Annotated in this window: 19 protein-coding genes and 1 CRISPR repeat array; of the genes, 4 read left to right on the top strand and 15 right to left on the bottom strand. The window is 71.7% G+C overall.

The window, feature by feature from the left end; all coding sequences use genetic code 11:
* Positions 1–112: 112 nt before the first annotated feature.
* Positions 113–873: direct repeats of the CRISPR family, unit length 29 nt; unit sequence GGGCTCATCCCCGCTGGCGCGGGGCGGAC.
* 44 nt (positions 874–917) lie between these two features.
* The 9 genes from cas2e to ACPZVR_RS18405 form a co-directional block, all read right to left on the bottom strand.
* Complete coding sequence (gene cas2e / locus ACPZVR_RS18445) at positions 918–1265, bottom strand: type I-E CRISPR-associated endoribonuclease Cas2e (protein WP_436701144.1); 348 nt, start codon at positions 1263–1265, stop codon at positions 918–920.
* Entirely contained in the window at positions 1259–2203 is a 945-nt protein-coding gene (cas1e, locus tag ACPZVR_RS18440) for a type I-E CRISPR-associated endonuclease Cas1e (RefSeq protein WP_436701143.1), read from the bottom strand. Before cas1e ends, cas2e begins: the two co-directional genes overlap by 7 nt.
* Entirely contained in the window at positions 2200–2871 is a 672-nt protein-coding gene (gene cas6e, locus ACPZVR_RS18435; protein WP_436701142.1) for a type I-E CRISPR-associated protein Cas6/Cse3/CasE, read from the bottom strand. The genes cas1e and cas6e overlap by 4 nt, the downstream gene beginning before the upstream one ends.
* Complete coding sequence (gene cas5e, locus ACPZVR_RS18430; protein WP_436701141.1) at positions 2871–3575, bottom strand: type I-E CRISPR-associated protein Cas5/CasD; 705 nt, start codon at positions 3573–3575, stop codon at positions 2871–2873. Before cas5e ends, cas6e begins: the two co-directional genes overlap by 1 nt.
* Positions 3572–4702: a type I-E CRISPR-associated protein Cas7/Cse4/CasC gene (cas7e, locus tag ACPZVR_RS18425; protein ID WP_436701140.1), complete on the bottom strand. Its 1131-nt coding sequence runs from the start codon at positions 4700–4702 to the stop codon at positions 3572–3574. Before cas7e ends, cas5e begins: the two co-directional genes overlap by 4 nt.
* Entirely contained in the window at positions 4699–5355 is a 657-nt protein-coding gene (gene casB, locus ACPZVR_RS18420) for a type I-E CRISPR-associated protein Cse2/CasB (RefSeq protein WP_436701139.1), read from the bottom strand. Before casB ends, cas7e begins: the two co-directional genes overlap by 4 nt.
* On the bottom strand, positions 5352–7085 hold the full coding sequence (gene casA, locus ACPZVR_RS18415) for a type I-E CRISPR-associated protein Cse1/CasA (protein WP_436701138.1): 1734 nt from the start codon (positions 7083–7085) through the stop codon (positions 5352–5354). Before casA ends, casB begins: the two co-directional genes overlap by 4 nt.
* A gap of 28 nt (positions 7086–7113) precedes the next feature.
* Positions 7114–9921: a CRISPR-associated helicase Cas3' gene (gene cas3, locus ACPZVR_RS18410; protein ID WP_436701137.1), complete on the bottom strand. Its 2808-nt coding sequence runs from the start codon at positions 9919–9921 to the stop codon at positions 7114–7116.
* A gap of 63 nt (positions 9922–9984) precedes the next feature.
* Positions 9985–11265, bottom strand: a complete 1281-nt coding sequence (locus ACPZVR_RS18405; protein ID WP_436701136.1) for an MFS transporter — start codon at positions 11263–11265, stop codon at positions 9985–9987.
* Positions 11266–11331: 66 nt separating this feature from the next.
* Here ACPZVR_RS18405 and ACPZVR_RS18400 point away from each other — a divergent pair, with 66 nt between their 5' ends.
* The 4 genes from ACPZVR_RS18400 to ACPZVR_RS18385 all read left to right on the top strand — a co-directional run bounded on the left by ACPZVR_RS18400 (position 11332) and on the right by ACPZVR_RS18385 (position 14803).
* Positions 11332–11631 carry a DUF1905 domain-containing protein gene (locus ACPZVR_RS18400; protein WP_436701135.1) on the top strand — a complete coding sequence of 100 codons (300 nt, stop codon included), beginning with the start codon at positions 11332–11334 and terminating at the stop codon, positions 11629–11631.
* A 261-nt stretch (positions 11632–11892) separates the two neighbouring features.
* Positions 11893–12258, top strand: coding sequence for a YciI family protein (locus tag ACPZVR_RS18395; RefSeq protein ID WP_436701134.1), 366 nt, complete (start codon positions 11893–11895; stop codon positions 12256–12258).
* A complete protein-coding gene (locus ACPZVR_RS18390; protein ID WP_436701133.1) occupies positions 12255–13475 on the top strand; it encodes an RNA polymerase sigma factor in 1221 nt (406 codons plus the stop codon). Before ACPZVR_RS18395 ends, ACPZVR_RS18390 begins: the two co-directional genes overlap by 4 nt.
* A gap of 293 nt (positions 13476–13768) precedes the next feature.
* Positions 13769–14803 (top strand): CARDB domain-containing protein, encoded by a 1035-nt coding sequence (locus tag ACPZVR_RS18385; RefSeq protein ID WP_436701132.1) that lies wholly within the window; start codon positions 13769–13771, stop codon positions 14801–14803.
* On the opposite strand, the gene ACPZVR_RS18380 is transcribed toward ACPZVR_RS18385, so the two are convergent.
* The 6 genes from ACPZVR_RS18380 to ACPZVR_RS18355 all read right to left on the bottom strand — a co-directional run bounded on the left by ACPZVR_RS18380 (position 14790) and on the right by ACPZVR_RS18355 (position 20374).
* Entirely contained in the window at positions 14790–16088 is a 1299-nt protein-coding gene (locus ACPZVR_RS18380; protein WP_436701131.1) for a sensor histidine kinase, read from the bottom strand. The two genes, ACPZVR_RS18385 and ACPZVR_RS18380, sit on opposite strands and share 14 nt — an antisense overlap.
* On the bottom strand, positions 16081–16839 hold the full coding sequence (locus ACPZVR_RS18375; protein WP_436701130.1) for a response regulator transcription factor: 759 nt from the start codon (positions 16837–16839) through the stop codon (positions 16081–16083). Before ACPZVR_RS18375 ends, ACPZVR_RS18380 begins: the two co-directional genes overlap by 8 nt.
* Entirely contained in the window at positions 16840–17235 is a 396-nt protein-coding gene (locus ACPZVR_RS18370) for a hypothetical protein (protein ID WP_436701129.1), read from the bottom strand.
* Positions 17235–19040 (bottom strand): Ig-like domain-containing protein, encoded by a 1806-nt coding sequence (locus ACPZVR_RS18365; protein ID WP_436701128.1) that lies wholly within the window; start codon positions 19038–19040, stop codon positions 17235–17237. Before ACPZVR_RS18365 ends, ACPZVR_RS18370 begins: the two co-directional genes overlap by 1 nt.
* A 197-nt stretch (positions 19041–19237) precedes the next feature.
* Positions 19238–19819 carry a signal peptidase I gene (locus ACPZVR_RS18360; protein WP_436701127.1) on the bottom strand — a complete coding sequence of 194 codons (582 nt, stop codon included), beginning with the start codon at positions 19817–19819 and terminating at the stop codon, positions 19238–19240.
* Between the two features lie 30 nt (positions 19820–19849).
* Positions 19850–20374 (bottom strand): TasA family protein, encoded by a 525-nt coding sequence (locus tag ACPZVR_RS18355; protein ID WP_436701126.1) that lies wholly within the window; start codon positions 20372–20374, stop codon positions 19850–19852.
* Positions 20375–20464 lie beyond the last annotated feature (90 nt).

The raw sequence follows: 20464 nt of genomic DNA, 5'->3' as shown, positions 1-20464 counted from the left end.
GTGGCCGCGTCTTCGTCCGACGTACACGCCGGTGACGATCTCGGCGACCGCGCTACACCACTATCGGGGACTCAACTGACTCGAACAGGTCCTCGAAGGGGCGACCCGTGAGGGGCTCATCCCCGCTGGCGCGGGGCGGACGTGTTGTGAACCACGAACCCGTCGGCGAGGAAGGGCTCATCCCCGCTGGCGCGGGGCGGACCACTGCTCCGCTGAAAGCCCGCAAGTCTAGGGGGGCTCATCCCCGCTGGCGCGGGGCGGACCAGCCGGACCCACGGACGACCTGGCCGGCTCCGGGCTCATCCCCGCTGGCGCGGGGCGGACGACACCGAGCCATCGGCGGCGATCGTGAACCCGGGCTCATCCCCGCTGGCGCGGGGCGGACGGGTGATGGACATGCCGAAGCAGACGCAGGAGGGGCTCATCCCCGCTGGCGCGGGGCGGACTCGCGGTGGTAGTCGGCTTCGGACAGGTGTCGGGGCTCATCCCCGCTGGCGCGGGGCGGACTGCGGTGCGCCAGGTCATGGCTTGCCTCCGTTGGGCTCATCCCCGCTGGCGCGGGGCGGACCCGGCAGAGAGCCGACGGTGACGTTGGGGAGGGGGCTCATCCCCGCTGGCGCGGGGCGGACGCCGAGGTCGAGCCCGTGGCGCCGGCCCGCCTGGGCTCATCCCCGCTGGCGCGGGGCGGACGATCCGCCACCGGCCCCGACCGCGCATGGTCTTGGCTCATCCCCGCTGGCGCGGGGCGGACATGCCGCTGATCCGCTTCAAGTTCCGCTCGTCGGGCTCATCCCCGCTGGCGCGGGGCGGACGTGCCACCGGCGACGGACGCGGCAACCTCGGTGGGCTCATCCCCGCTGGCGCGGGGCGGACACTTGCTGACCTGCGACGATACCCGCCGCGACCGGGGTCCGAATTCACTTTCGCCGACGTGCCCGCCTGGCGCGAGCGACACTGCTCCACCCGGGGCGGAGTTCCGGCTGACTGCCAGGCTCCTGCGGCCGAAGCATGAGTGACAGGCCATCGACGTCGACCACCTGCCAGTCGTGGCGGTGCACCCGGAAGGACATGCCCTGCTCGGTGTCCGAGCTGAAGATCATGATCGCCCGGCCGTCCTTGCACAGCTCGAGCACGCGATCCCACATCAGGTCACGGACTCGAGCGGAGATCCTCCCGACGAAGACGCCGGGGCTCACTTCGAGAAGCCAGCGAGTCAGATGGCCACGGAGGCCGGCCGGGCAGGCCGTCAGAACCAGCACTACCACGGCACGTCGACGTCGTACGACATCCCGCCGGCCACGTTACGAGAGCCGCCGTCCCACAGCTGGACCACGTTCCAGTCCTGACCGTCGTCATCCGCGTCCGGCAGCAAGAGGCGTCGGATGTCCCGGCTGCAGCGGGCGAGGATCCGGCCATCCTGCACGGCGTCGCGGACTGCGCGCCGGGTCTCACCGGGGATGTCCTCGGGATCGTCGGCGGCGACGTCGAAGGCCACGGGGATCGCGATCTCCGCCTTGTAGAGGTCCGCGATGTCGAAGACGAAGGAGCGCGCGTGCCCGTTGTGGACGAAGCCCAAGCCGGGAGAGCAGCCGAGGGCGACGATCACGGCGTGGCTGATGCCGTACAGGCACGTGGTCGCCGCCGACAGTGCCTGGTTGATGGCTGATCCGCCGGCGAAGTCCTTCACGTCGTAGTCCCGCTTGCTCCACGCGACGCCGGTCCGTTCGGAGTGCTCGCGGTACAGAGCGCGGACGCGAGCACCCTCACGGCCGCGCAGCTGCTGCATGGTGGAGGTCGACACGTCCTCGTCAGGGAAGCGCATGCCGTACATGGCACGAGCGACCCGCAGGCGCGAGGACTGGTTGGTGACGGCCGCGGCCTGCGCCTCCAGGAGGCGGGACGACTGGGCGAGCCCGCGGCCGTGGGCGTAGTACCGCACACCGCGTTCGCCGATCCATACGGCGGTGGCCCCGCTCTCCGCGAGCAGCACCATGGCCTGGTGGCTGACATTGGTGCCCGGCCCCAGCAGCAACGCACCGAGGGTCGCGGCCGGGATGTGCATCGTCCCGCGCTCGTCCATCGCGGTGATCGCGTTGCCCTCGCGGTGGATCACGCAGCGCTCGAGATAGACGAAGCTCAGCCGGTCCTGCGCCCGGACCAGCTCGGAGATGTCGACCGGCGCCGGCCCGGGGATCTCCTTCATGGCCGCGGTGCCAGCGTCAGCAGGCCGCAGCCGTAGCCCTTGGCCCTCCCCAGGCCGTGCCCCATGGACCGCCGGAGGAGTGCCGGATCCGAGACGGCCAACGTCCCCTCGTACGTGGCGGTGGTGAGCGTGACCTGTCGCCGGTCGCCGTCACTACGCCGCTCGAAGGACAGGCCGCGGCGCGTCACGACATCCGCCGTGAGGGTCCCGTCGTGGCCGCCGATGTCGAAGCCCCAGTCCGCGCTGCGCTCGACCAGCCACTCCAGCTGATGCTGCACCGTGGCGTGGCCGACCCTCTTCCCGCGGCCCGAGCCCTGCGCAACGCTCCGGACCGGATTCGCGGTGAGCCGGAAGGCCCAAGTCTGCCCCGTCTCCAGCCGGTCGGTCAGCCGCGACAGTGGGGCCGACTGCCAGTGGTCCTGGCCGGTCGGCCAGCCGGCCTGCTCGACCACGTGGGCCAGATCCGGCTTGGCCGGGCTGGAGATCAGCAGCGTCAGCTCGTGCGTCTTGCCGACGTCGAGACGCCAGAGCACCCGGCCGTTCTCCGTCTCGGTCGGCGTGCCGGGCGGGAACGCGGACAGCACAGCCGCATGCATCTTCTGCGGCGAGCCGACCAGCGCCCGCGTGCCCCGCCGGGCGGGGTTGAGGTACATCCGGGTGAGGTACATCAGGCCCCTCCGAGCGCGGCGAAGAAGTCGAGATCGGAACGCCCCTCCGGGTTGTCCATCTCGACCGGTTGGGCACGGTGGACGTCGCGCCAGCCGTACTCGCGTCGTACCGGCGAGAAGCTGATCGGTACGTCGCGGACGGTCTCGGTGTCCGGCTCGCCCGGAGTGGCGTCCAGGACCAACTCCAGATGGACCGTCCGGCCCTGCTGGCGGCGATACCAGGGACGCGCCAGCCAGTCAGCGGTCCTCAATGCCTCCTCGAGGCCGGATTCGTGTAGCCCGAGGCTGACCCCGTGCTCGGAGGGCGGACAGGCGCGACGACCCAGGTAGAGCGGGAAGACCGGCGCCTCGATCGCCGTCGCCAATCCCTCCAGCAGGCTCCGATCGCCCTCGACTCCAGCGACGAAGGCCGCGTCCGCCAAGTAGTAGCGGTACGACAGCGGCATCGACTCGGGCTTCCCGGAGCTGCGGCGGATCGCGGTCTGGAAGTCGCGCACCAGCCGCCCCCGCTGATCCACCCGCACTCCGAAGCGCAGCGCCGCGAGATCCTCGATCGGATCGGTACGACGGCGCCCCTGTGCCGCCGCGAGCAGCCCGATGACGCCGCTCTTCGTCGGCTCGGTGCGGGTGTGTCTCTTGACGAAGCGGCTCGCGTCGCCCCACGCCTGCAGGGGGCCGTCGAGCCGGAGCAGCAGGACGGTCACTCGAGCGTCCCCAGCACGGCCCGGGCACGGTCCTTGACCGCGGCGACGAGCGGGTCGAGCCCCAGCACCTCACCGGTGGACCCGAGCGCCTCGCGGACCGCGTCGTTGCCGGCCAGCACGTAGCTGGCCGACGGCTCCATGCTGTAGTTGGCGTCGATCTCGGCCGCGCGCTTCGCCAGCCGCTTCGCGGACTGCGTGGAGATCGCGTCGTTGTCGTCGGGCCGCACCGGGTCCTCGAAGGCGCCGACCAGGTTGACCGGACGCCCGTCGCGGAACTGGACCACGACGGCCTCGGGCAGGGTGCCGTTGGCGAAGGTGTTCTGCTTGCCGGTCGGCATGCTCACCACGAACGACCGGACGAAGGCCTCGACAGCGCGTGCCGCGAGTTCGTCATCGCCCAGGTTCTCGCGCAACTGGCCGAGGTTGATGGTCGCGTAGCGGTACAGCGTGCTCGAGTTGAACTCGATGACACCGATCATTCCGGCAGCGGGGTCGGCCTCGGTGTTCCGGTCGTCGACGGCGGTGTAGTAGTCGTACTCCGGCTCCACCGCGTGCGTGCCCAGCGCATGCGCGACCTGGACGGACGCATCGACGTTGATCGAGGCGTCGTCGGCGACCATCCGGCCGAAGAGCGCGACCTCGATGCCATGATGGCTGTCGATCGCCCGCTTGGCGGCGGACTTGTCGACGGTGCCGGTCCGGCTGTCGACCGCGAGCTGGGCGAGGTTCTGCACCTGCTGGTTGCTGACGAACAGCAGGTACTCGCTCAGGTCGAACGGGTCGCCCTCCTCCTCGCCCTTCTTCTTGCGGGCCGCCTTGAACTTGATGCCGGCGGTGCCCATGACGCTCTTGGCGAGTTCGATCGCCTCGGCCTGCTCGATGGACTTGTCGATGGCCCGGATCTGCTCGGTCAGGTCGGCGATGATCCGTCGGGTGCGGACGCCGCGTTCGCTGTCGGGCAGGTAGCGCGCGAAGTCCTTGCGCGTGGCGCGCTTCCAGGCCTGGGAGCTGACCCGTGCCCGGGTGAACCCGCCGAAGATGCCCGTCTTCGGACGGCCGGTGTCGTCACGGTTGATATTGCTCGACGGGACCGTCTGGAGCACGTGGATGTCGATGAAGGTGGTCATGCGTCGTTCTCTCCTACGGTCGGGTCGGTCTGGTCTGACGAGTCGTCGGTCGCGGTGGACGGGATGGGGCGGTGAAAGTCGCGGCTCCAGCGCTCGCGGGCGCGGTGGATGCGGCCCGGGTGCTGGACGTCTCGCAGGTCGACCGCGAGCCGCGCGTAGTCGAGGGGGATCTCCTCGGAGCGAAGCTGCGTGATGAGGGCCCGCAGGTGCTCGAGGACCGCGTCGAGGGAGCCGGCTCGGACGAGCGCCTGCACCCGGCGTTGTACGCCGCCGGAGTCGCTGCGCAGCATCAGCGCGTGCGCAGCGCGCCCGAGCCGGTTCTTCTCGTCGCGACGATGCATCGACTGCCTGCGCTTCGACTGCTGGTGCAGCGCGAAGAACGCGAGTGCCGAGGTGGCTGCCAACTCATCAGCAGAGGGGGCATCGCCGCGCCCGCGCAGCTCGTCGGGGAAGTCGCGCGCCAGGATCTCCCAGGCCTCGGGTGGGGTTACTCCTCCTCGGGGGAGAGCCCGGCGTAGACGAGCGAGTTCCGCGACGACGCTCCCGCGGTCGGCCTCGTAGCCCTTCCACAGCCGGGCTGCCTGAGCCTGGACGAACTGTTCGAGGAGCACACTCCTCTCGCTCCAGGAGATCGTCGGGGGCGTCTCGGTCATGACGTCGCTCCTTCTGTGGGCTGCCGCGTGAGCGGCAGCGCCTTGGCGAGGTTGAGGTAGAACCAGTTGGTCGCGGTCGCGGCGTTGAGCGGCCGCCGTACGTCGTTGTCGATCAGCACGCCGGACCACGCGGCGGGACTGGCGCTGTCGAGCAGCTGGCGCATCACCGCGACGACCTCGCGGCGGACCTGCCGCTGCCAGGCTTCCCGAGCAGCGTCACGATCGGTGTCGACGGAGAGTGTCCGCACCCAGGCGCGGTACGGCGCGTCGAGCGCTGCGTACCCCTGCTCGCGGGCTTCGGTTCGATGATGGGCGCCGAGGTCGCGGGCGCCCGAGGCCCGGGCCAGCTCGTCCGCGAACTGGCCCAGCGCCCGGACTGCTGCGTCGACGTCGGTGACCGCGTCGATGGCGAGTGCCTTCACCTTCGGATCCGAGAGCACCGCCAGACTCAGTGGCAGCACGTCATCGGTGATGTCGTCGATCACCGAGCTCTGCGCGCCGTAGTGCATCCCGACCGTCCGGATTCGGAGCGAGTACGCCGGCGGCAGGATCCCCTCCTCCTTCAACTCGGAGAGCCACTCCAGCCAGCGCCCGGCCCGGGTGGAGGCACCGCCGTCGGTGACTGCCAGCAGGCTCCCCAGGCCCCGCCAGACCGCTCGATCCGGAACGTGGGCGCGGGGCATGTAGATGGGATCGGGGCTCTTCAATGCCTTCTCCTGCGCCTCGCTGCGTCGCCAGCCGGTCATCGTTTCGGCCCGGAACTGATCGCGCGGATGGAGCGGATCGCCGTTGGCGATGAGCACCCCGGTCACCCGCTCGCCGTCGTGGCCGAGGCGGATCCGGCGGCTCTGCCAGGTGCACAGGTCCGACGGTCCCGTGGGTGCCTGCGGCCGGACCTCGACCCCGGGTCCCTGCGGCGGACGCTCCCACACCGGCAGGTCGTCCTCGCCCCACGCGGGATCGAGCGGCAGGTTGAGCATGAGGGTCTCGAACAGGTTGGCGCCCTCCACGACGACCAGTCCCAGCCAGCCGCACCAGCCGGTGCCGATCGGATACCCCTTCCCGCCTTTGACCCTGTCGTCGCCGACGGCCCCGGACTTGATGCCGGAGACGTCGAAGGCCTGGGCGTGAACGAGCCAACGCGCCGCCTCCGCGTAAGTCATCGACGTGACGGCCTTGCCGGCCCGGGTAGTGAAGTACTGGCGCCCGTTCGGGACATCAGCGATCAGGCGGGCGAGCTCCGTTATCTCTCCCTTGGCTGTGTGCAGTCCGGCGACCTGGAAGAACGGGGCCCCTGGGTGCACCAGGTCGAAACGATCCGCGTGCCGGTCGAGATAGCTGTCGATCGTGTCGGCGTCGAAGCGCCCGTTTCCCCAGAGGACCGCCCAGTCGTCCGGTGTCCGCGCGCCGGGGTAGGCACGTCTCACCACGGCGAGCAGCAGACGGAGCACCGCGATCGCCTGTGTCGGAAGCTCGCCACCAAGTCCCTGGAACTCGTGTGCGCGGGTGAGCACGTCGCGCAAGGAGACGTCGCGCAGCGCGTTGTCCGCGTCGGCGACAGTGATCCACCCGGCTGCTGTCAGATCGAACCCGAGTGTTCCCCTGCTTTCCGCCATGGTCGGAGCCTGTCGCGGAGCGGAACGAAGGTTGTTGCCTTTGAGGAAGGTCGCGGAACCTGGGACGGCATGTTGTGAGTCGCATGACAGAACCTCGCACCTCTGCCCATACAAGTATGGTGAGATCGCGGCGAGAACGCAATCAGTCAGCAGCCCGAGTCACGATCAGCCCCAGCTCCGTGTTGTAGGTGATAGCGAACCCCGCGAGCTCGGCTCGCCACTCGTCGTCGAGATGCAGCGCCAGCTGTCCGGCCAACCAGTGCGACTCCTGCCAGCCGGCGTGCGCCTGTGCCTCCAGCGCGCTCAGCGTGGCGTCGAACTGGCGCTCGTTGGTCAGCTGCAGCGGCAGCCGGACGGTGGTGGCGGCGAGGGCGCGGGCGACATCGCTGGGCGGCGGGCCCTGGAGGTGGACGGCGAGCCGGCCGGCGTACGGGCTGCCGTCCTCGAGACAGACGATCTCGCCGTCGGCGCGGCGCTGGACGACGATCACCTCGAGTCCGTCCTCGCTGTCGCGGACCCGGCTGGCGCCGGCCGAGCGCGCGTCCTCGGCCTCGGACGAGTCGCCGTACTCCAGCCAGCCGCGGAGGTCGGCGGTGTGCTCGACCTCGCGGATCCGGTAATCGTCCGCCTTGCGGCGTTGCTCGCCGATCTTGCGCAGGTGGTCCTGGTCCGCCTCGTCCACATCGGGGCGCCACGACTCCGGTCCCGGCACCTCATTGAAGAGGTAGGCCCGCTCCACCAGCGGACGGATGTCGGTCGGCAGGGTCAGCGTGGTCGGCCGGTCGGGCCCGATGCCGAGGACGGCGGCACTGCGCAGCAGCAGGCTGAGCGGATAGACGGCCCGGCTGCCGCCGGCCGGGGCGGGTACGCCGCTCTCCTGCCAGCCCTGGACGCCGGTCAGGTAGAGCCGGGGCGCGCGCAGCAGGGCAGGGCGGTCCGTCTCGTCGGCGCCGCGGCGGTGTCGATGGAGGCGGCCGACGCGCTGCAGCACGAGGTCGACCGGAGCGAGATCGGTGACCATCAGGTCGAAGTCGAGGTCCAGCGACTGCTCAAGGACCTGGGTGCCGACGACCACCTGCCGCGCCGGTCGCTGCGCCGGATCGGGGCCGAGGGCGTCGCGCAGCGAGGCCTCGCGCTCTGCCCGGTGCGTCGCGACGAACCGGGAGTGGATCAGCACGACATCGAGATCGGGGAAGCGCTCCCGCAGGAAGCGGGCGGTGTCCTGGGCACGTCCGACGGTGTTGCGGATGACCGCCGCACAGCCGCCGTCGGCCAACTGCCCCGCGAGCATGGAGCCCAAGGAGTCGAGCTCGTCGTCGAGACAGACCATCTCGACAGTGCGTTCCGCCTCCGGAGCCGCGTCGTCGGGAGAGGGAACCAGTGCCAGGCCGTTGCGGTCGACGGTGGTCACCGCCGGGTACGGCGCGTCCTCGGGTACGGCGACCGGCACTGCTCCGCAGCCGCGACGGTAGGCGTCGGCCAGCTCCTGGCGCTGGCTGTGCGGCAGCGTCGCCGACATCAGGATCACCGGCACGCGGTAGGCCGCCAGCCACTCCAGTGCCCGGACCAGGTAGGTCCGCATGTAGTCGTCCGCGGCGTGCGCCTCGTCGATGATCACGACCTTGCCGGCGAAGGCGAGGTGCCGCAGCGCGAGGTGCTTGGCCTGGAGCGCGGTGAACAGCAACTGGTCGATGGTGCCGACCACCATGTTGGCCAGCACGCCCTTCTTGCGGCCCGAGAGCCAGGAGCGGACCTGGGCCTCGGCCTCCTGGGGGCGGACCTGGTCGTCGTAGACAGGACTCATCCGCTGCTGCTCTACCAAGAACCGGTAGTCCTCATTGAGACCGGCCTTGCCGTGCGCGAGGTGGGTGCTGGTGGCGCCGGTCTGGTCGAGCCGGGCGATCCACCGGAGGACCCGCCGGAACATGGCGTCGGAGGTCGCCATGGTGGGCAGCGCGACGTAGACGCCGCCGCAGCCGAACTTGGCCGCCAGGACCTCGGCCGCCAGCAGCGCCGCCTCGGTCTTCCCGGCTCCCATCGCCGCCTCCACGATGACGAGCCGCGGCTCCTCGGCCGAGGTCGCGGCGGAGAGCGCCATCGACTGGACCGGTCGTGGCGTGAAGGCGGCCAGGTGGGGGAACCGGCGGGCCAGGAGCGCGACAGACGCGTCCCCCGGCAGCGACGCCTCCCAGGGCGCCGGCAGGTCGAGCTCCTGCCAGGCGCGGTCGGCCCGCGCCTCCTGCCCGGCGCACTCCCCGAAGGGGAAGAGCTCAGTGTTGGAGGCCAGCCAGTCGGAGACGATCACCGCGCCCGTCAGCAGCGCCTGCACCGGCGCGGGCAGTACGCACTCGGCCCAGGCGGCGAGCAGGTCGTCGAGCTCGAGCCGCCGCGCCGTGGCTTCCAGGATCTCGTCCTGGACCTCGACCCACCGGCCCTCGCCGACCAGATGTGGACGCTCGCGCAGGCGGCTCACCTGTGCGCCCGTCGGAGGTACGCCGTGGTGACCGCCGACGACCACCGCCTGCGAGCGGGCCGGGCGGAGGCCGAACCCACGCCGTTCGCGTAGCCACCTCTCCAGGACGACATACCCGACCAGCCCGTGCGGAGCCTTGCCGAACTCGGTCGAGTCCCGGGGCAGCACCAGCCCGTGCTCGCGCATCCGGTCGCCGAGCGCCGGCACCTTCGCGGCGAACGGCGGCGAGCATTTGCCGATGTCGTGGATCCCGGCCAACCACTGGAGCAGCCGGCATCCGTCGCGAGCGCCGTCGGGCAGCGCCGCGTCGATCACCTCCCGGGTATGGATGGGGAGCCAGCGCCAGACCAGCGCCGCCACGTCCGCGGAGTCCTCGAGATGCCGGACCAGGGGCATCCAGGAGCTGCCGTCGAAGTCGGCGGACTTGCCCCACACCGACCAGGCGGCGGCGGTGTAGGTGGAGGGCGCGATGTGCACGGGCGGGAACGTTAATCACCGGAGCCGACCGAAATCAGGCCAACGCCGGTCCGGAGCCCCGACTCAGTTAGTTCTTGTCACGCGGTAGCGCACAAATGAAGGGACGGCGAGCGCGGCGACGACCACCAGCACGACGACGAGTACGCCGCCTCCTGCCGCCGCGGCAGCCGTGCCGACCATGGCCGCAGTGGCGCCGTGGGCGACGTCGGCGATCCGCGGACCACCGGCCACCACGACGATGAAGATGCCCTGCAGCCGGCCACGGACCTCGTCCGCGGCCGCGGTCTGGAGCATCGAGGTGCGGAACGCGGCCGAGGCCATGTCGGCGGCGCCGCCGACGACGAGCATGAGGACGGCGACGACGAGCCAGCCGCGGGCCGGGCCGGGGAGGGAGTCGGCGGCGAACACCGCCAGGCCGAAGCCGACCATGGCCAGGCCCCACACCACGATGCACCACACGACGGCGCGGCCCTGGGCGGTGATGCGCGAGACCCAGCCGGAGAAGACGCCGCCGAGCACCGCGCCGATGGGGATGCCGGCGAAGAGCAGCGCGAACGCCAGTCCGCCCTCCTCGGGGCCGAGGAAGCTCTCGTGCGCGATCTCGGGGAACAGCGCCCGCGGCATGCCGAAGACCATCGCGATGATGTCGACGATGAAGGACATCATCAGCACCGGCTGGCCCCGCAGGTACGCGATGCCCTCGATGACCGACCGCAGGCCCGGCGTACCGCTGGCGATGCCCTCGACCGGCAGGGCGGGGAGCCGGATCACGGCCCACAGCGTCGCGAGCAGGCACACCGCGTCCGCGAGGTAGAGCCACGAGAAGCCGGTGAAGGGGATCAGGACGCCGGCGATGAGCGGGCCGCCGATCGCGCCCGCCTGCATCACGGTCATGTTCAGCGAGTTCGCCGCAGGCAGCAGCTCGGGGCCGAGCAGCCGCGGCAGCACGGCCGCCCGGGTGGGCTGGTTGACGGCGAAGAAGCCCTGCTGCACGGCGAACAGGCCGAGGAGCAGCCACACGTTGCCCACGTCCAGCGCGGCCTGGAGCCAGAACAGCGCGGCGGTGCCGATCAGGCCGGCGGTCGTGATCATCAGGATCGTGCGCCGGTCGAAGTGGTCGGCGAGGGCGCCGCCCCACAGGCCGAACACGACGAGGGGGACCAGGCCGAAGACGCCGGTGAGGCCGACGTACGCCGACGAGCCGGTGTCGGCGTAGATCTGGGCCGGGACCGCCACCACGGTGAGCTGGGCCCCGACGACGGTGATGATGTTGGCGGTCCACAGCCGCCGGAAGTGCGGATCCCGCAACGGGCGGGTGTCCGCCAGCATCCCGCGAAGACTCACCGGCCCAGGCTAGGGACCACGCGCGCCGGACGATGAATCGAGCCCGGTGCGACGGTCGACACGTCCATGAGCACCCAGGAGCAGAGCGGCGTCGGTCCGCTCGACATCACCTTCACCGAGACCCTCCGCCAGAGCGACGCCAAGGGCGGCTGGACCTATGTCATCTGGCCCGAGTCCGTGACGCGCTTCGGCACCCGCGGCCGGGTCAAGGTGCGCGGCACGGTCGACGGCGCGCCCTTCGAGACCTCCTTCATGGCGCTGGGCGACGGCACCCACAAGCTGCCGGTCGCCCACGCACTGCGGGTGGAGTCCGGCAAGCAGGCCGGCGACACGGTCGAGGTCCACCTCACCGAGCGCCTGGCTTGAGTTTGCGTGCACCGGCTCCCCGCAGGCGCGGGTCGACTCGGCTGGCTGTAACTACCTGTTGTTGCCACTGGCGTACCGGTAGACCGGTGAGGTAGTGGCAACAACAGATAGTTGCAGCTGCCGGACGCCGCGCACGCCCAGCCCCCGCCGCCGATGAGAAAGTCCGTGGCAGGCTGTCGTATCCCGCGTCCCCCGTTCGTGGAAGGGGTGAGCGGCGGTCATCGGGACCGCCCCGCACCGATCGAGACCCAGGAGAATCCCATGACGCAGTACCTGCTGTCCGTGCACGGCAACGAGGAGGAGTACGCCAAGGTCCCCGAGGACCAGTGGCCCGAGATGTTCGCCGCGGTCGAGCGCTTCAACGAGCAGCTGCGCACCGACGGTGTCTGGGTGTTCGCCGGCGGCCTCGAGGGCGCCGAGACCGCGACGGTCGTGGACGCGCAGGGCGACACCCCGGTCTTCACCGACGGTCCCTATCTGGAGACCAAGGAGCACGTGGGCGGCTTCTGGGTCATCGAGGTGCCCGACCTCGACGCCGCCCTGAAGTACGCCGCCGCCGGGTCGAAGGCCTGCCAGGGCAAGGTCGAGGTCCGTCCGTTCCAGGCCGAGCCCCCGGCCGAGGCGTGACGGACGACCCCGGGTCTGCCGTCGAGCGGATCTTCCGCGACGAGTACGGCCGGCTGATCGCCTCCCTGGTCCGCCGCTTCGGTGACATCGATCTCGCCGAGGACGCGGCCGGGGAGGCGCTCGTCGCCGCCCTCGAGAAGTGGCCGAGGGACGGTGTGCCGCCCAACCCCGGCGCGTGGCTCACCACCACCGCCGGCAACCGGGCGATCGACCGGCTCCGCCGCGAGAAGCTCCGGACGAGCAAGCACCAGGCCGCGATCATGATCGAGGACGACACCCCGCACGAGCCGACCGGCGTCATCGAGGACGACCGCCTCCGGCTGATCTTCACCTGCTGTCACCCGGCCCTCGCGCCGGAGGCACGCATCGCTCTCACCCTGCGCCTCCTCGGCGGCCTCACCGTCGCGGAGATCGCCAGCGCGTTCCTGGTCCAGGAGACGACGATGGCGCAGCGGATCACTCGCGCGAAGGCCAAGATCAAGGGCGCGAACATCCCCTACCGGGTCCCCGAGGCCGAGGACCTGCCCGCGCGCGTCGGCGCGGTGCTCGCCGTACTCCTGCTGATCTTCAACGAGGGCTACCTCTCCTCCGGCGACGGTGAGCCGGTCCGCGAGGAGCTGACCGGTGAGGCGATCCGGCTGGCCCGGATCCTCCACCAGCTGCTGCCCGCGGACCTCGAGGCGACCGGCCTGCTCGCGATGCTGCTCCTCACCGAGGCCCGGCGCCCGGTCCGGGTCCGCGCCGGCGAGCTGGTGCCGCTCGACGAGCAGGACCGCGGCGGCTGGGACCGCGGACTGATCGCCGAGGGGCACCAGTTGGTCCGCCAGTGCCTCGCTGCCAACCGTCCCGGCCGCTACCAGATCCTCGCCGCGGTCAACGCGGTCCACACCGACGCCCCCACCGCCGCGGCGACCGACTGGTCCCAGGTCGTCGCGCTCTACGACCAGCTCGCGCGGCTCGACCCGTCCCCGATCGTGGCGCTCAACCGGGCGGTCGCGGTCGCGGAGCTCGACGGACCGGAGGTGGCGCTGGCGATCGTCGACCGGCTGCCGCTCGACGGCTACCACGCCTGGCACGCCACCCGCGCCGAGCTCCTGCGGCGGCTCGGGCGCAGCGCCGACGCCCGGGCCGAGTACGACGCCGCGCTGGCGGTCTGCGACAACGTGGCCGAGCGCGCGTACCTCGCCCGTAAGCGCGGCCAGCTCGCACCGGGCTGAGCCCCGGGTCTCGCCGGACGGCCCGGTCCCACCGTCCCGGGAGATGGGGGACCTCGACCTCTGCTGCCCGGGTCATCCGATCCGGGATGGTCGGTCCGCCCAGAACGTGTTCAAGAAGCTCCTGACCTGCTGCGCGCCGCCCCGTCGGCGCCTCGCGGCGTTGCAGATGCTCGATGGTGCAACCAGACCGCCGTCGCATCTGCGCCTTGCGAGGCGCTCGACGGATGCGACGCTCGCGACGGCCAGGACTTCTTGAACACGTTCTCAGCACCGACACGGAGGAGAACGAGAAGATGCAGATTCGACGTACCGCAACCCTGGCCGCGAGCGCGGTGCTCGGGGCGTCCCTGATGACCGTCGGGACGGCCCCCGGAGCGTTCGCGGCGCCCCAGCGGGCGGACCTCGTCGTCGCCGCGGTCGGCACGCCACCGGCCTCCGTCAAGCACGGCAGCTCCTTCCACCTCGGCGCCACCGTGGCCAACAAGGGCCGCAAGGGCGCCAAGCGGAGTGCACTGCGCTTCTACCTCTCCCGGGACCGCGCGCGGAGTGCCGACGACCTGGCCGCCGGCGAGGTGCCGGTGAGGAAGGTCAAGGCGCGCAAGAAGCGCACGGTCAGCGGCAACGTCCACGTCCCCGTGGGAGCCAGCGGCACGTACTGGGTGGTCGCCTGCGCGGACGCGACCGGCAAGGTCAAGGAGACCAAGGAGCGCAACAACTGCCGCGCCTCCAAGGCGCCGGTGGACGTCGACGCCGCCCTGCATGCCGACCTCGTCGGCCGGCTCACCTTCCTCGACGAGGGCGAGCGCACCGACCCGACCACCGGACGGACCGAGACCTGGCAGCACACGGCATCGGTGTCGATCTCGATGGCCGTCGACGGCAACCCCCACAACCCGACGTTCGCCAGCACCGGCAGCACCTACGAGCGGGCCGGCTCGGTGGTCGCTCTCGAGGAGTCGGACAACTGCCGCATCGAGCTGGAGCGCGGCGAGGCCGGCGGCGGGACGCTGAGGTACGCCGGCGACCGCTTCAACGACGACATCAACGCCCGCTTCACCCGCACCGACCTGGGCGGGCTGCGGGTCGGGCTGTCGCTGCGCGCCGACTGGACCGCGACCACCACGCGGACCGGGCACGGCCAGTTCCCGTGCGACCCGTCGACCACGACCACCGGCGGCACGGTGCTCGACGTCAGCTCCATCGAGCTGACCCGGGTCGCCAGCAGCGCCCTCGGCGACACCTACCGGGTGGTCGGCTGGGTCGGGGAGCAGAACACCCCGTCCGACTGGGACAGGGTCGAGGGCACGCTCACCCTCACCCCGCGCTGAGGGGGCCTTCTCGGTCGGGGACGCGGTCCGGTCGGGTGACGTCGCGGTCGCGGAGCGGGAGCCACAGCACGAACCGCGTGGTGGCGGCCGTCGTGTCGACGGACAGGTGGCCGCCGCACGCCTCGGCCAGCTCGGAGGCGACCGCCAGGCCGATGCCCTCCGAGCCCTCGGCCCCGGTGCTGACGCCGCGCCGGAACACCTCCGGCCCGAGTCGGAGCCTCCCTTCGTCCTCCACCCCGATCTCGAGATGGGTCCCGGCGTCGCGGACCTCCACCGTGATCGTGCCCCGACCGTGACCGCGCGCGTTGTCGACCAGCACGTCCAGCACCTGTTCGACGGCGCCGGCGGGAACCCGCGAGCGCGAGCGCCGTCCCACCTGCCGCACGGTGATCTCCCGCGACTCTGTGGCCAGTCGCCGGGACCAGCGGGTCGCGCTGGCGCGCACCAGGGCAGCGACATCGATCTCCTGCTGAGCGTCGACCTGCCGGCCGCGCGCGAGCGCGAGCAGCTCGTCGATCGCCGCGCTGAGCCGGTCGAGCTCCCTGATGCCGCGCTCCAGCTCGGCGGCGACCGGAGGAGCCGTCTCCGACCACAACGTGAGGTCCTCCAGGCCGAGGCGCAGCGCCGTGATGGGGGTCCGCAACTGGTGGGAGGCGTTCGCGGCGAACTCGCGCTCGCGGCGCACCAGCTCGTCGAGTCGACTCGCGGCGCCGCGCAGCGAGTCGGCGATGGCGTCGGCCTCGGGCACGGCGTAGTCCGGCACCTCGATGTCGAAGCGACCGTGGCCGAGGTCCCGGGAGAGCCCGGCGAGCTCCTGGAAGGGCCGCGACAGGCGGCGGGCCAGGACGAATCCGAGCACCGCCGCGCCCAGCGCGAGAGCGAGGCCGAGGAGGACGAGCGGCAGGAGGGCTTCGCGGATGCTCTGGCCGACCGATGCGCCCGACACGCTCAGCCGCAGGGTGCTGCCGTCGTCCAGGGTCCGGTCGACCCTGATGCCGCCGTCGGCGCCGTCGGTGCGCCCGACACTCAGGTCGGGACCCGATGCTCGGTCGAGCTCGACGCGGTCGGCGGAGACCAGACCGGCGCGGAGCAGCTCGACGTCGACCCGACCACCGCGCCGGGTGCGCTCCTCGACCAGCGTCTCGAGGACCTCCGCCGTTCCGACCAGACCCGTGCGGGCCTGGTCGCGGACGAGGTCGGCAAGGAAGTAGGCACGCGGCACGCCGTACAGGCCGATGACGGCCACGGTGAGCCCGACGAACGCGAGGACCAGCCGTTCACGCATCGCCGGCGGTGTCCTCCAGTCGGAAGCCGACCCCGCGCACGGTCTCGAGTCGGATCGGCGCGTGGGCGTCCTGGAGCTTCTGCCGGAGCCGACCGACCGTCGTGTCGAGGGTCTTGGTGGAGCCGAACCAGTTCTCGTCCCACACGCGGGCCATCAGGTCCTCGCGAGTGACGACGCTGCCTCGCTGGTCGTCGAGCATCGCCAGAACATCGAACTCCTTGGCGGTGAGCACGATCTCGTTCTCGGCCACCCAGGTCCGCCGGGCGCCGCGGTCGACGCGGAACCGTTCGGCGGCGCCGGCCTGCGGGCCCGCTGCGCCCGGCCGGGGGCTCGGCGCCGGGCCGGGCTCCCGCTGGTCGTCCGTGCCCGCGACGACCGTCGGTCGGTGCGAGCGGCGCAAGAGGGCGCGCACCCGTGCGAGCAGCTCGGACAGGCTGAACGGCTTGGCCAGGTAGTCGTCGGCGCCGACGTCGAGACCCACGACACGGTCGAGCTCGCCGGCGCGCGCGGTGAGGATGACGATGCCGCCGGTGAAGCCGTCGGCGCGCAGCTGGCGGCAGACGTCGAGGCCGTCCATGTCGGGGAGGCCGAGGTCCAGGAGGACGAGGTCGACCGTCGCGGCCGCGACCCGATCGAGCGCCGCCTGCCCGGTCGCCACCCGCTCGACGGTGTAGCCCTCGCGCTGGACGGCGCGCAGGAGCGGGGCGGCGATGGCGTCGTCGTCCTCGACGATCAGCAGGTGCACGGGCACTCACCGAGCATAGGGCGACCCCGCGGAGAGGACGGCGGACCCGACCCGGCGGGTTCGCCGTCGGCGATCCGCGTCGACGGCGACCAGGACGGCGAAGGGAACCAGCAGCCCGACCAGCGCGGCCGCGCCGAACGGATGGCGCGACTGCCCGGGAAGGCCGATGCTGATCGAGAGGATGGTCAGCAGGAGCGGGGCGGTGACCGCCAGGACACTGGCCAGGCGTGCCTCCAGGCAGTTGCGGCGGGCCAGCGCGAACGCCGCGAACAGGGTCAGCGGGGCGAGTACGGCGGCCGTCATCGATGCATGGGTGCCGCCGGACGCCGACCACAGCTGGCACGCGCCGAGTACGCCGGTGAGCGCGGCGGCCGACCGGGACGCGGTCGTCGGTGGGCTCATCAGAACTCCCGGTCCAGGGGGCCGGACTCGGTGACCGGGGTCGCCGCGCACGCCCCTCCGCCGGCGGCCACGACGGCGGCGGAGGGCGTCCACGTGATGCTCGACGCCGCCGCGACGGTGCGCAGGCCGCTGCCGCTGGCCACGGTTCCGAGCGTCAGGGTGATCACCGTGCGCTCGACCCCGTCGGAGGTGAGCGTCGTGGCGGTCATGGTTGCGTTGAGCTGCACGCTCTTGCGGCTCTTCACGTAGTCCTCGCGCAGGGCGACCGAGCCGAGCTGGACCGCAGCACCGTTGCGCAGCACGTCGAGACCGTCGGAGCGGCCGGAACCCCCGATCAGGTTGCCGTCGCGCAGGCGCACGGTCACGGGCAGTGCGTTGCCGGTCCAGCCCGGGCTGACCGTGCCCAGGGCGACGGTCTCGCTGTAGGTCAGTGTGAGGGTGTCGCCGGCGTCGAGCCGGCCGTGGGTCCCGTCGCCGTTGCTCGTCTGCACGTCGACCGCGCGGAGCCGACTGTTGTCGACCTTCCGTGCCGTCGCGACCGCCGAGGCCGTCGTCGCACCGCGCCCGTCGAGGAGGACGGCGCGCAGGTCGTAGGCGCCGTTGGCGACGGTGGTGGTGTCCCAGACGCACACGTACGGAGCGGTGGTTCCGGTGCACAGGTCGGTCCAGGCGGAGGTGCCGGCCGCGGCGTACTGAAGGCGGACCGAGGTGACGCCGGCGGTGGAGTTCGCCTGGGCGCTCACGGTGACCTTGCCCGACAGGAACGAGCCGGGGTCGTCGAGGGAGACCGAGGAGACCGTGTTGTCCACGATCCGCGGCCCGATGGGCGCCGATGTCGCCGTGTTGCCTGCGACATCGGTGGCGACGGCGCGGAAGGTGTAGGTCCCGTCGGCGAGGGAGGTCGTGCTGTGACGGCAGGTGTACGGCTCCCCGGTCACGGTGCACAGGGTCTGGTAGGCCCCGCCGGCCGCGGCGTACTGCAGCACCACCTGTTGGACGCCTGAGGCCGAGTCCGTCGCGGTGGCCGAGAAGGCGGCGATGCCGCTCAGCGGCGAGCCCGGATCGGTCATCGTCACCGTCGGCGCGGTGTTGTCGACGAGGACGTCGCTCACGACGGCCGAGGTGGCCGAGGTGAGTCCGGAGGTGGCCACCGCGCGCAGGTCGTAGGACTCGTTGCCGAACGCGGTCGTCGACCACGTGCAGGCGAAGGGCGTGCTCAGGCCGGAGCACAGCGTCTTCCAGGCGCTGCCGCCGCTGGTGGTGTACTGCACCGTGACGGCCCACGGGAGGAGGCCGTCGTTGTGAACGGTGGTCCTCAGCGACACGCTGCCCCGGACGACGTCGCCCGGTGGGCTCAGCACCACGAGGACGTTGTTGGCCACCGTCGTGGCGACCGCCTCGGAGATCCCGGTGTATCCGGCGCCGTTGGTGGCGCGCGCCCGCAGCTCGTAGCCGCCGTCGGCGCCGGCGCGGGTGTTCCAGGAGCAGGTGAATGGTGCGGACGTGGCCGTGCAGGCGCTCACCCAGCTCGACGACCCGGGGGCGAGGTATTGGAAGACCACCGACGCGACGGGAGACTCGGCGTCGGTGACCGAGGCGGTGAGCGTCACCGCGCCCTGCAGTGGGGTTCCCGGGTCGGCGAGGCTCACGGCCGGAGGCGTCCAGTCGGCCGCGGCCCGCACGGTGGCGGTGGTGGACGAGGAGCGCGCGTAGGTGGCCGACGAGGGGATCGTCGTCGCCGTGAGGATCAGCAGCGTCCCGAAGGCGCTCAGCAGCGCCAGGCCGAGCGCGGTGCTGCGTCGCATCGTGGGTCCTCCGGAGTCGGGTGGGTCGGGAACGCTGGTGACGTGTCCACGCTACGCAGCGGGGCGCCACCGGAGATCCACGTGCGGGACACGCGATCTCCACAAAAGGAAGCAGGGGACGGGTGGGAAGTGGCGACGACGCCGGTCTCGCGCTCCCCGGGCGCGGGACCGGCGTCGTGGCCGACGGCCGCCGGCCGTCAGGCGGTCCGGACCCGACCCCCCAGTGCCGGGTCCGGACGAGTGCGCAGCGCCGCGAACAGCTGTCCGAGACTGAGCAGGGCGACGAGTCCTGCCGGGAGCCCGACGAGGAGCATCCGGGTGTCGCGGTCGGCGAGTGCGATGAGCCCGTAGCCGACATACGGGACGGAGAACGCCGCGACCGGCTGCTGGTCGGCGGTCAGTGAGAACCGCCACGGATCGGGGTCGGGGTTCGCGTCGCCCTGGGTCCGCAGCACTCGCAAGCCCTGCTCGTCGCGGGTGATCGCGATGATCCGGTGGGTCACCAGCGTGCTCACCCCGGACGCGGGCGGGGGTTGATAGGTGATGACGTCCCCCACGCGCAGGTCGGCCGCCGGGACGGCGCGCTCGAAGACCACCGCGCCCTTGTCGTAGGTCCCTGCCATCGAGCCGCCGGTGATGACATAGCGCTCGTAGCCGAGGGTCGAGGGCAGGACGAACGCCAAGGCGGCGAGTGAGACCAGGCTCAGCACGCCGGTGGCGGCGGCGCGACCGGCTCGCAGGAGTACGCCGGTGCGGGCGGGACGGCGGTGTGCGGCCATGTGCGCGGCTCCTCGCTCCGATGGTGCGGGTCAGCTGTTGTAGGTGTCGCCGTTGAGCTGCACCGAGTCCCACTGGTAGGCGGCCGACGCGCTCTTGCCCTGGTCGGCGTTCGGAGCGGTCGCGGCCAGCTTGACGGTGAACCGGAAGGTGTTGGCCACGCCGGCCTGCAGGACGCCGATGTCGGTCTTGGCGCCGTCGACCAGCCCGCCGAACGTGCCGCTGTAGACCGTCGTGCCGGTCGTCGTGTTGGAGATCGACAGGCTGAGGTTGTCGCCGGTGAAGCCGTTGGTGGACGACGTCTCGGTGAGGCTGAACGAGGCGGGGAGGGTCCCGGTGTTGCTCAGTGTGAGCGTGCCGTTGAGGGTGTCACCGGGCTTGAGATTGGTCAGGTCGAAGATCGCGCCGCCGTCCTTGGAGTTCGCCTGCGCCAGCGTGCCCGAGGTGACCGCACTGACCGTGTTGCCCGACTGCGACGTGAAGGTCGCACCCGAGCCCACGGCGATGGCACCGGCGGCGGCGAGGGTGGCGAGGGGGACGAGGATCTTGCGGGACATGCGCATGACGGTGGTTCTCCTGAGATCGGCGCTCGCCCGGTGGCGAGCTGGCTTCGCTGGTGTCGTCAACTCTGCTCGTCGGCGATCCAC

Origin of the sequence: Nocardioides segetis (assembly GCF_051390595.1) — a bacterium.
Lineage (GTDB): Bacteria > Actinomycetota > Actinomycetes > Propionibacteriales > Nocardioidaceae > Nocardioides.
The sequence above is the reverse complement of the archived record's forward strand: the minus strand, read 5'-3'. Positions and strand labels throughout refer to the sequence as shown.

Coding starts and splice junctions, on each gene's coding strand:
- ACPZVR_RS18370 (WP_436701129.1), bottom strand. CDS start 17,235: ATGAGCCCACCGACGACCGCGTCCCGGTCGGCCGCCGCGCTCACCGGC.
- ACPZVR_RS18395 (WP_436701134.1), top strand. CDS start 11,893: ATGACGCAGTACCTGCTGTCCGTGCACGGCAACGAGGAGGAGTACGCC.
- ACPZVR_RS18365 (WP_436701128.1), bottom strand. CDS start 19,040: ATGCGACGCAGCACCGCGCTCGGCCTGGCGCTGCTGAGCGCCTTCGGG.
- ACPZVR_RS18400 (WP_436701135.1), top strand. CDS start 11,332: ATGAGCACCCAGGAGCAGAGCGGCGTCGGTCCGCTCGACATCACCTTC.
- cas6e (WP_436701142.1), bottom strand. CDS start 2,871: ATGTACCTCACCCGGATGTACCTCAACCCCGCCCGGCGGGGCACGCGG.
- ACPZVR_RS18380 (WP_436701131.1), bottom strand. CDS start 16,088: ATGCGTGAACGGCTGGTCCTCGCGTTCGTCGGGCTCACCGTGGCCGTC.
- casB (WP_436701139.1), bottom strand. CDS start 5,355: ATGACCGAGACGCCCCCGACGATCTCCTGGAGCGAGAGGAGTGTGCTC.
- ACPZVR_RS18385 (WP_436701132.1), top strand. CDS start 13,769: ATGCAGATTCGACGTACCGCAACCCTGGCCGCGAGCGCGGTGCTCGGG.
- cas1e (WP_436701143.1), bottom strand. CDS start 2,203: ATGAAGGAGATCCCCGGGCCGGCGCCGGTCGACATCTCCGAGCTGGTC.
- ACPZVR_RS18355 (WP_436701126.1), bottom strand. CDS start 20,374: ATGTCCCGCAAGATCCTCGTCCCCCTCGCCACCCTCGCCGCCGCCGGT.
- ACPZVR_RS18360 (WP_436701127.1), bottom strand. CDS start 19,819: ATGGCCGCACACCGCCGTCCCGCCCGCACCGGCGTACTCCTGCGAGCC.
- cas7e (WP_436701140.1), bottom strand. CDS start 4,702: ATGACCACCTTCATCGACATCCACGTGCTCCAGACGGTCCCGTCGAGC.